This is a genomic window from Mycobacterium sp. E3298, assembly GCF_001666895.1.
GTDB lineage: Bacteria > Actinomycetota > Actinomycetes > Mycobacteriales > Mycobacteriaceae > Mycobacterium.
The window spans coordinates 1-808 of sequence record NZ_LZJB01000061.1 but is presented as its reverse complement, the minus strand read 5'-3'; the positions used below and the strand labels follow the sequence as shown (position 1 = coordinate 808).

2 protein-coding genes are annotated in these 808 nt (G+C 73.3%); one reads left to right on the top strand and one right to left on the bottom strand.

Annotated features, from left to right (window positions below):
- On the top strand, positions 1-310 hold a 310-nt coding region (gene otsB, locus A9X05_RS02240; RefSeq protein WP_082970846.1), incomplete at its 5' end, for a trehalose-phosphatase.
- Here the strand turns inward: otsB and A9X05_RS02235 are convergent.
- Positions 307-808 (bottom strand): MaoC family dehydratase (locus tag A9X05_RS02235; protein ID WP_197498879.1); only part of this gene is annotated, 502 nt, incomplete at its 5' end. The genes otsB and A9X05_RS02235 overlap by 4 nt on opposite strands.

Below are 808 nucleotides of genomic sequence, written 5' to 3'. Positions count from 1 at the left end.
CGGCCTCCGCGTGACCACCGGCCGGGAGGTCATCGAGCTGCGCCCGGACCTGGATTGGGACAAGGGCAAAACGCTGCGCTGGGTGCTCGATCACCTAACCGAGGCCGAACCCGGCGCCCGGACCCCGGTCTACCTCGGCGACGACATCACCGACGAGGACGCGTTCGACGCGGTCGGCGACGGCGGCGTGCCAATCCTGGTGCGGCACTACGACGACGGCGACCGCGCCACCGCGGCGCGATTCGCGCTGGACAGCCCCGCGCAGGCCGGCGAGTTCACCGCCCGCCTGGCGCGCAAGCTATCGCCCTAAGCCTGTATGTATTCCGCGGCGCCGTCGTCGAGGACCACCCGCGGGCCGCTGCCCTCGGCCCCCGAGGCCTCGGTGCGAAACACCGCCTTGCCCGGCTCGGTGCGCCAGATGAGCGTGGTCAGCGTCTCGCCGGGAAACACCGGCGAGGTGAACCGCGCGGCGATCGAGGTGACGTTGGCGGCGGTCCCGCCGCCGAGCTCGGCGACCAGCGCGCGGCCCGCGACCCCGTAACTGCACAGGCCGTGCAGGATCGGCTTGGGGAAGCCGGCGAGCTCGCGGGCGAACCACGGGTCGCTGTGCAGCGGGTTGCGGTCACCGGAGAGCCGGTAGATCAACGCCTGATCCTCCCGGGTGGGCAGGGCGACCCGGGCGTCGGGTTCGCGGTCCGGGATCTCCGGGGCCACCGGGCGCTGGCCCGGCACGCCGCCGAACCCGCCCTCGCCGCGGATCACCAGGGTGGTGAGCGTCTCGGCGATCAGCTTCTCCGAATCCGGGTCG